Origin of the sequence: Nocardioides sp. (assembly GCF_035703625.1) — a bacterium.
GTDB lineage: Bacteria > Actinomycetota > Actinomycetes > Propionibacteriales > Nocardioidaceae > Nocardioides.
In genome coordinates, this window is record NZ_DASSXS010000324.1 from 1 (window position 1) to 8653 (window position 8653).

At 71.2% G+C, this 8653-nt stretch carries 10 protein-coding genes; 7 read left to right on the plus strand and 3 right to left on the minus strand.

From position 1 onward, the window contains the following. A partial coding sequence (locus VFN12_RS17070; protein ID WP_325119984.1) for an MFS transporter occupies nucleotides 1–564 on the plus strand: 564 nt, incomplete at its 5' end. 45 nt (nucleotides 565–609) lie between these two features. Here VFN12_RS17070 and VFN12_RS17075 read toward each other — a convergent pair. After that, nucleotides 610–1548, minus strand: coding sequence for a DUF4349 domain-containing protein (locus VFN12_RS17075; RefSeq protein ID WP_325119985.1), 939 nt, complete (start codon nucleotides 1546–1548; stop codon nucleotides 610–612). Between the two features lie 37 nt (nucleotides 1549–1585). Then, nucleotides 1586–2359 carry an NYN domain-containing protein gene (locus tag VFN12_RS17080; RefSeq protein WP_325119986.1) on the minus strand — a complete coding sequence of 258 codons (774 nt, stop codon included), beginning with the start codon at nucleotides 2357–2359 and terminating at the stop codon, nucleotides 1586–1588. Between the two features lie 32 nt (nucleotides 2360–2391). On the opposite strand from VFN12_RS17080, the gene hemG reads away from it, so the two are divergent. Beyond that, the gene (gene hemG, locus VFN12_RS17085; protein WP_325119987.1) at nucleotides 2392–3801 is read left to right on the plus strand and encodes a protoporphyrinogen oxidase; all 1410 of its coding nucleotides are present in this window, start codon (nucleotides 2392–2394) and stop codon (nucleotides 3799–3801) included. 4 nt (nucleotides 3802–3805) lie between these two features. Further along, nucleotides 3806–4522: a hydrogen peroxide-dependent heme synthase gene (gene hemQ / locus VFN12_RS17090; RefSeq protein ID WP_325119988.1), complete on the plus strand. Its 717-nt coding sequence runs from the start codon at nucleotides 3806–3808 to the stop codon at nucleotides 4520–4522. A 9-nt stretch (nucleotides 4523–4531) separates the two neighbouring features. Here hemQ and msrB read toward each other — a convergent pair whose 3' ends face one another. Then, complete coding sequence (msrB, locus tag VFN12_RS17095; protein WP_325119989.1) at nucleotides 4532–4933, minus strand: peptide-methionine (R)-S-oxide reductase MsrB; 402 nt, start codon at nucleotides 4931–4933, stop codon at nucleotides 4532–4534. Nucleotides 4934–5044: 111 nt separating this feature from the next. Between msrB and VFN12_RS17100 the strand changes: the two genes are divergently transcribed. From VFN12_RS17100 to VFN12_RS17115, 4 genes are all read left to right on the plus strand, one after another. Next, the gene (locus tag VFN12_RS17100) at nucleotides 5045–6118 is read left to right on the plus strand and encodes a ferredoxin reductase (protein ID WP_325119990.1); all 1074 of its coding nucleotides are present in this window, start codon (nucleotides 5045–5047) and stop codon (nucleotides 6116–6118) included. 107 nt (nucleotides 6119–6225) lie between these two features. Beyond that, nucleotides 6226–7419 carry an acyl-CoA desaturase gene (locus VFN12_RS17105; protein ID WP_325119991.1) on the plus strand — a complete coding sequence of 398 codons (1194 nt, stop codon included), beginning with the start codon at nucleotides 6226–6228 and terminating at the stop codon, nucleotides 7417–7419. Beyond that, nucleotides 7416–7703 (plus strand): hypothetical protein, encoded by a 288-nt coding sequence (locus VFN12_RS17110; RefSeq protein ID WP_325119992.1) that lies wholly within the window; start codon nucleotides 7416–7418, stop codon nucleotides 7701–7703. The genes VFN12_RS17105 and VFN12_RS17110 overlap by 4 nt, the downstream gene beginning before the upstream one ends. Before the next feature lie 65 nt (nucleotides 7704–7768). Further along, on the plus strand, nucleotides 7769–8653 hold an 885-nt coding region (locus VFN12_RS17115; RefSeq protein WP_325119993.1), incomplete at its 3' end, for a DNA polymerase domain-containing protein.

The following is an 8653-nucleotide window of genomic DNA, read 5'->3' on the forward strand; positions in this document are numbered from 1 at the left end:
TACCTGCTCGCCTACGTCGCGACCAACCTCGAGCTGCCGCGCAGCTGGGCCCTGGACGCGATCCTGGTCGGGGCGGCGCTCGGGGTCGTGCTGGTGCCGATCGCCGGCGCCCTCAGTGACCGGGTGGGGCGCAAGCCGGTCTACCGCGTGGGGGCGTGGATCGGCCTGCTGTTCGCCTTCCCGGCGGCCTTCCTGGTGCAGACCGAGAACCGCTGGGCCATCTCGCTCGTCTTCGTCGTCGGCCTCGGCGTCATCTACGGGACGGTCTACGGACCGCTCGCGGCCTTCTGGTCCGAGCTGTTCGACACCCGGTACCGCTACACGGCCCTGAGCTCGCTGTACCAGATCTCCGGCATCGTCGCCTCGGGCCTCACCCCGCTGATCGCCGCGTGGCTCGTCTCGCTGGGCAGCGGGACGCTGTGGTGGGTCGCGGCCTACAACGTCGCGGTCGCGGTGCTCAGCCTGGTCTCCGCCCGGCTGCTCCCGGAGACCCGGGGGCGCGACCTCGACCACGCCTGGCGGGCGGCGCCCACCAGCGAGCCGCGGGAGACGGTCGCGGCCTGACCGACGGCGACACGGGGGTCTACACGGGGGTCACCCCTCGCCGCGTCAGTCCGCGGCGAGGGGTTCGGCCCGGCGGCGACGCAGGGAGCGGAGCAGCAGCCAGAGGGGGACGCCGAGCAGGACCAGCACCACCGTGAACGGAAGGACGGCGCCCAGCCCGGTGGCCAGCACGGTTGCGGCCTCGCGCAGCGCTCCCCACCCGCCCTGCAGCCCCGCCACGAACCCGGCCTGGTCCTCCTCGGCCGGGGTCGCCGCGGGGTCCTTCTTCTCCAGGAACACGGTGATCGTGGCCAGCGAGGTCTGGTCGGCGAGGTAGGCCTGCTGTGCCTTGAGCGAGTCGAGGTCGGCCTGGCGGCGGGTCAGCTGGCTCTCGATCGCGATGACGTCGCGCAGGCTCTGGGCCCGGGCGAGCAGCAGCTCGATCCGCTCGAGGCTCTTCTCCTGCGCACGGACCCGCACGCCGACGTCGATCACCTCGGTCGTGACGTCCTCGGAGGTGCGCTGGGCGGACCGGAGCTCGGCGACGTCGCCCAGGTCGGTCATCGCCTCGTCGAAGAGCTGGCTCGGCACCCGGATCACCAGCCGTGACCTGTCGATCCTGCCGTCGGTGTCGGTCTCGGTCTGCTCGTCGGTGATCTCGCCCCGGTGGGCGTCGACCACCTTCTGCACGTCGAACCTCGCCTGCCCGACGTCCCCGGAGCGCAGGGTCACCGTGCCGGTGGAGATCACGGCCCGCGTCTGCAGGGCCGGTGCGCGCGGCGCGACGTTGTCGGAGAAGGCCTGGCCGGACGCCAGGTCCGAGGCCGTGCTGCGCGCCGTGCCGTCCGCCGGAGCGGGGGCCTGGCCCGCCACCGCGCCGCCGGCCTCGCTGGTCGCGAGGTCGTTGCCCCCGGAGGAGCAGGCGGTGACCACGAGCAGGAGGGTCAGGAGCAGGCCGAAGCCGGGCAGGAGGGCTCGTCTGCCGAGCCGGTTCGTCGTCGTCATGGGGGTGGGACGGCGCCGGACCCCGACGGGTTCCCGGTCAGGAGCCCGAGGACTTCTTCCGAGCGGGCGCCTTCTTGGTGCCACCCCGGCGGGCCGGGGCGGGCTTCAGCCGGAGCCAGAGACTCCGGGTCCCGGGATCCGACTTGACCTCCAGGTAGTCCTGGGCCCTGGCCAGGGTGCTCAGCTTGGCGAACTTGTAGGTGCGCGGGTCGAACGACTTGTCGGTCTTGACGAGGTAGTTGCCGACGGCCGACATCGTCGACCAGCCGTCGTCGTCCGACGTGCTCTCGACGGCCTTCGTCATCAGGCTGCGCAGGTCAGGCACGGGCGGGGCGGGCTCGTCCCCGCCGTCCCCGTCCTGGCCCTCGACCGCGCCCAGGTTCTCCAGGTAGATGAAGCGGTCACAGGCCGACTGGAACGACTGCGGCGTCTTGCGCCGCCCCAGCCCGTAGACGGTGGCGCCGGACTCACGCAGTCGCATGGCCAGCCGGGTGAAGTCGCTGTCGCTGGACACGATCGCGAAGGCCTCGAGGGTTCCGGAGTAGAGCAGATCCATCGCGTCGATGATCAGCGCCGAGTCGGAGGAGTTCTTGCCCTTCGTGTAGGCGAACTGCTGCACCGGCTGGATCGCCTGCTGCACGAACTTGTCCCGCCAGGCCTTCAGGTGCTGGTCGGTCCAGTCGCCGTAGGCGCGCTTCACGGTCGGGGTGCCGTACTTCGAGACCTCCTCCAGTAGGTTGTCGGCGTGGCTGGCCGAGGTGTTGTCGGCGTCGATGAGGACGGCGAGGCGGGCGTCCCTGGGCTCTGGCACGTCGGCTCCGTTCGGCGTTCGGGGACCCCATCATGGCAGTGACACCGAGGCCGGGCGACGGCCGTCGCCGCGTGGTCGTGGTCGGCGGCGGGATCGCCGGCCTGACCGCGGCGTACGTCCTCGGCGAGGACCCGGACCGCGACGTCGTCGTGCTCGAGGGCTCGCCGCGGGCCGGGGGCAAGCTGCGGCTCGCCGAGGTCGGGGGGGTGACGGTCGACGTGGGCGCCGAGGCCATGCTCAACCGGCGACCCGAGGGGGCGGCGCTCGGGAGGGAGCTCGGGCTGCCCGTCGTCCACCCGGTCACCTCACGCTCGCAGCTGTGGACCCGGGGCGCGTTGCGGCCGCTGCCGCGCTCGCTGATGGGGGTGCCGCTCGACGTCGACGAGCTCGCCGCCTCCGGTGTGCTGTCGGCCGACGGGCTGCGCCGGGTCAGGGCCGAGCCCTCGCTGCCACCCACCGAGCTCGACGGTGACGACGTCTCGGTCGGGGACCTGGTCGCCGGCCGGTTCGGCGACGAGGTCGTCGACCGCCTGGTCGAGCCCCTCCTCGGCGGCGTCTACGCCGGCCACGCCCGCGAGCTCTCGGCGCGCGCCACGACCCCGCAGCTGGTGGCGATGCTCGACCGAGGCTCGCTGCTGGAGGCCGCGGCGGCCGCGGTGCCGGCGAGCACCGCGCCCGTCTTCGCGGGGCTGCCCGGCGGGCTCGGAGAGCTGCCGGCCGCGCTCGTCGCCTCGGGACGGTTCACCGCGCGCACCGATGCCACCGTCCGGGAGCTGCGCAGACGCGACGACGGCTACGAGCTGGTGGTCGGCTCCGCTCACCGGCCCGATCTCGTCGAGGCCGACCAGGTGGTGCTGGCCGTGCCGGCCAGTCCTGCCTCCCGGCTGCTCGGCGACCTCGCGCCGGCCGCGTCCGCCGAGCTGTCGGCGATCGAGTACGCGTCGACGGCGGTGGTCACCCTCGCCCTCCGGGCGCACGGGTTCCCGATCGCGGAGGGGAGCTCCGGCTTCCTGGTGCCGCCGGTCGAGGGCCGCCGGATCAAGGCGTCGACCTTCTCCTTCGCCAAGTGGGCGTGGGTCCGCAACGCCGGCCGGGGCGCGCTGGACGGCGAGGACCTGCTGCTGCTGCGGACGTCGCTCGGCCGGCACCGTGAGCAGGCGTCGCTCCAGGCGTCGGACGAGGAGCTCGTGGCGGGCTCGCTCGCCGACCTCGCCGAGGCGGTCGGTCCCGTCGGCGAGCCGGTCGACAGCCTGGTGCAGCGCTGGGGTGGCGGGCTGCCGCAGTACGCCGTCGGTCACCTCGACCGGGTCGCCAGGATCCGGGCCGAGGTGGCCCGCCTCCCGGGGCTGGCCGTCTGCGGCGCCGCCTACGACGGGGTCGGCATCCCGGCGGTGATCGCCTCGGCCCGTCGCGCCGCCGACGAGGTGCAGGCGGCAGAATGACCGCATGACCAGTCCCACGTCCGGCACCAGCAAGGCGGCCAAGACCCGCGAGCTCAACGAGGCCATCCGCTACACGATGTGGTCGGTCTTCCGGCTGGCCGACGTCCTCGGCGAGGCCGACCGGGCCACCGAGGCGGCCGAGGTCGAGAAGCTCGTCGAGGAGCTGGCGGGGGAGGACGTCGTGGTGCGCGGGTTCTACGACGTCAGCGGCCTGCGCGCCGACGCGGACGTGATGGTGTGGTGGCACGCCGAGCGTTCCGAGCAGCTGCAGGACGCCTACAACCGGCTGCGTCGTACGTCGTTCGGCCGCCGTCTCGAGCCGGTCTGGTCGCAGATGGCGCTGCACCGCCCGGCTGAGTTCAACAAGAGCCACATCCCGGCCTTCCTGGCCGACGAGGAGCCGCGGGCGCACGTGTGCGTCTACCCCTTCGTCCGCTCCTACGAGTGGTACCTCCTCGACGACTCCGAGCGCCGCCGGATGCTGGCCGAGCACGGCAAGATGGCGCGCGACTACGCCGACGTCCGGGCCAACACGGTGGCCAGCTTCGCGCTGGGCGACTACGAGTGGCTGCTGGCCTTCGAGGCCGACGAGCTGCACCGGATCGTCGACCTGATGCGCCACCTGCGCGCCTCCGACGCTCGGCGCCACGTACGCGAGGAGGTGCCGTTCTACACCGGCGCCCGGGCCGAGGTCGGCGAGCTGATCGCCCGGCTGCCGTAGGGCGGCTGCTCAGCCCTGCTTCGGCTCGAGGGTGAGGCTCACCGAGTTGATGCAGTAGCGGTCACCGGTCGGGGTGCCGTGCCCGTCCGGGAAGACGTGGCCGAGGTGGGAGCCGCAGCTGGCGCACCGGACCTCGGTCCGCCGCATCCCGTGGCTGTTGTCCTCGATGTACTCGATGGTGTCAGTGATCGGTTGGTAGAAGCTCGGCCAGCCGCACCCGGAGTGGAACTTCGTGTCCGACTCGAAGAGCCTGGCCTGGCAGGCCTTGCACCGGTAGACGCCGGTGGTCTCGGTGTCGGTGTACTCACCGGTGAAGGCACGCTCGGTGCCCGCCTTGCGCAGCACGGCGTACTCCTCGGGCGAGAGCTGCTGCTTCCACTCCTCGTCGGACTTCTCCACCTGGTAGGCCATGGGGACAAATGTAGGGCGCGTGCCAAGGCGCCGGCGGGGTACGGTCAAGCGTGGCCCCGATCACCGTCCGCACTGGTTGACTCGTTGAGAGAACATGTGTTCACTGAAATAATGGCGACCGCGATCCCCTGGCAGCGCCTCCGGACCGCCGGAAACAAGCTGACCACCCCCCTGCACCCAGACGACTACCTCTCCCTGGTCAACCCGCTGTGGACCGCGCGGGAGCTCCGCGGCCGGGTCGAGGAGGTCATCCCCGAGACCGACGACGCCGCCACGCTGGTGATCCGGCCGGGCTGGGGCTGGCACTACAACCACCGCCCCGGGCAGTACGTCGGCATCGGCGTCCAGGTCGACGGCAAGTTCCAGTGGCGGTCCTACTCGGTCAGCTCACCGCCGAAGCGCCGGGGACGCACCATCTCGATCACGGTGCGGGCCATGCCGGAGGGGCTGCTGTCGGCCCACCTGGTCAACGGCCTCGCGCCGGGCACGATCGTGCGGCTGGCGCTGCCCGAGGGCGACTTCGTGCTGCCGGACCCGCCGCCGCAACGGATGCTCTTCCTCGTCGGCGGCAGCGGGATCACGCCCGTGATGGCGATGCTGCGGACCCTCGACCGGCGCGGCACGATGCCCGACGTCGTCATGCACTACTCGTCACCGACCCCGGAGCGGATGATCTTCCGCGACGAGCTCAAGACGCTCAGCGAGCGCCACCCGTCGCTGACCCTGCACGAGCTGCACACCGACATCGACGGGATGCTCGACCTCGCGGACCTCGACGACCTGTGCGAGGACTGGCGGGAGCGGGAGACCTGGGCCTGCGGGCCGGGGCCGATGCTCGACGCCATCGACGAGCACTGGGAGAAGGCCGGGCTGGAGGACCAGCTCCACCTCGAGCGGTTCTCGCTGGAGTTCGGCGGGGACGGCGGCGAGGGCGGCACCATCACCTTCCGAAACTCCGGAAAGACCATCGAGGCCGACGGCGCCACCACGGTGCTGGAGGCCGGCGAGGAGGCCGGGATCGGCATGCCCTACGGCTGCCGGATGGGGATCTGCCACACCTGCACGCTCACGCTCGTCTCCGGGAAGATCCGCGACCTGCGCAACGGGAGCGAGTACGACCAGCCCAACGAACAAGTCCAGACCTGTGTCACCGCTGCTGTCGGTGACTGCACGCTCGACATCTGACGAACCGGTGGTTGAGGTGCGAGCGAAGCGAGCCTCGAAACCAACCGGTGGTTGAGGTGCGAGCGAAGCGAGCCTCGAAACCCCGTAAGACGAAAGGAGACCGGACCATGGCCATCAGTGACGTCAAGGAGTACGCCCACCTCAGCGAGGAGGAGGTGGAGCAGCTCGGGCGGGAGCTCGATGCGATCCGCGCCGAGATCGAGGAGGCGCGCGGCGAGTCCGACGCGGCCTACATCAACCGGCTGATCAAGATCCAGCGGGGACTGGCGGCGGCGGGACGCGCCGTACTCTTCGCCAGCAACAAGAAGCCCGCCTGGGCGGCGGGTGCGGGACTGCTCGGCCTGGCCAAGATCCTCGAGAACATGGAGATCGGCCACAACGTGATGCACGGCCAGTGGGACTGGATGAACGACCCCGAGATCCACTCCTCCAACTGGGAGTGGGACACCGCGCAGCCGGCCGAGCAGTGGAAGCACTCGCACAACTACGTGCACCACCAGTTCACGAACGTGCTCGGGCACGACAACGACATCGGCTACGGCATCCTGCGCATGGCGCGGGAGCAGAAGTGGCACCCGGTCTACATCGGCCAGCCGGTCTACAACGCGATGCTGGCCAGCCTGTTCCAGTGGGGCGTCGCATTGCACGACCTCGACATCGAGGCGATCCGCAAGGGCCAGAAGGACCCCAAGGAGATGAAGCGGCAGCTGCGCCAGATCCTCAAGAAGGGCCGCAACCAGATCCTCAAGGACTACGTCGTCTACCCGGCGCTGTCCGGCAAGAACTGGAAGACCACGCTGACCGCCAACGCCACGGCGAACCTGATGCGCAACCTGTGGTCCTACGTGATCATCTTCTGCGGCCACTTCCCCGACGGCGCCCTGCACTTCACCGAGGAGGAGCTCGAGGACGAGACCCGTCCGGAGTGGTACCTGCGCCAGATCCTCGGTGCCGCGAACTTCAAGGGGGGCCCGCTGCTGCACATCCTCTCCGGCAACCTGGGCTTCCAGATCGAGCACCACCTGTTCCCGGACCTGCCGTCGAACCGGTACGCCGAGATCGCGGTCAAGGTGCAGGCGCTCTGCGAGAAGTACGACATCCCGTACACCACCGGTCCGCTCCACAAGCAGTACGGCCAGGCGCTGCGCACCATCATCAAGCTCTCGGTGCCCAACCACCTGACGTCGTCGGACCAGCCGACCGACGACCACCCGCCGATCGAGCGGGGTCGCCCCTCGGAGTCCGAGCGTCCGACCCGGCGCCGCGAGACCGGTGGCTGGTCGCGGAAGATCACGGCATGAGCGTGACCGCCACCCGGGCCTGGGTCACCCAGTGCGCGCTCAGCCGGATCTGCGGCAAGTGCGGCGAGAGCCTCGGCCGGCCGATCGCCTTCCTGGGCACGGCCGAGGAGGAGGGACGCAACGCCTTCCACCAGCCCCCGATGCACCTCGCGTGCGCACAGGCGGTGCGCGAGGGCGACCAGGTGCTCGTGAGCACCTCCGGATTCGAGTTCGTGCGACCGAACGGGGAGGACGTCGACCGGCGGCCGAGGTTCGAGCCCAACTCGCTCCTTGGCGGTGGTTGAGCAGCGAGCGCTGGCGCGCGTCGTCGAGACCCCGCAAGCCGAGGCTGGGCCGATAGCCTGACCGCGTGCCCAAGACTCCCGCAGCCGAGGTGGTCGCCGGTGGGCGCGCCGTCCGGGTCTCCAGCCCGGACCGTGTGATCTACGAGGCGACCGGGCGGACACCCGAGGTCACCAAGCTGATGGTCGCGGAGTACTTCGCGGGCGTCGAGGACGGGTTGATGCGCGCGCTGCGCGACCGGCCGACGGCGCTGGAGCGCTGGACCTCGGGCGTCCGGGAGGGCATGCGGCTGGCCACCGGACCCCAGGACCGGAACGCCGACGCGTTCTACCAGAAGCGGGTGCCCAAGGGGGCGCCCGACTACCTGGAGTCGGTCGAGGTCACCTTCCCGTCCGGACGGACCGCCGACGAGATCTGCCCGACCGAGATCGCCGTGCCCGTCTGGTGCGCACACATGGGGACCCTGACCTTCCACCCGTGGCCGGTCCGGCGCGGCGACGTGGACCATCCCGACGAGCTGCGGATCGACCTCGACCCCCAGCCGGGGACGACGTTCGCGGACGCCGTCCGGGTCGCCGGCGTGGCCCGCGAGCTGCTCGACGAGCTCGGGATCGTCGGCTACCCCAAGACCAGCGGCAACCGCGGCCTCCACATCTACGTGCGGATCGAGCCGCGGTGGGAGTTCACCGACGTACGTCACGCGGCGATCGGCTTCGGCCGCGCGCTGGAGAGGCGGGACGGTGGCGTGACCACCAAGTGGTGGAAGGAGGAGCGGGGGGAGCGGATCTTCGTCGACTACAACCAGAACTGCCGCGACCGCACCATCGCCTCGGCGTACTCGCTGCGCCCGGTCCCGGGAGCGCCGGTCTCGACGCCGATGACCTGGGACGAGCTGGCCGAGGTCACCGACCCTCGGGAGTACAACCTGTTCACGGTCCCGGACCGGCTGGCC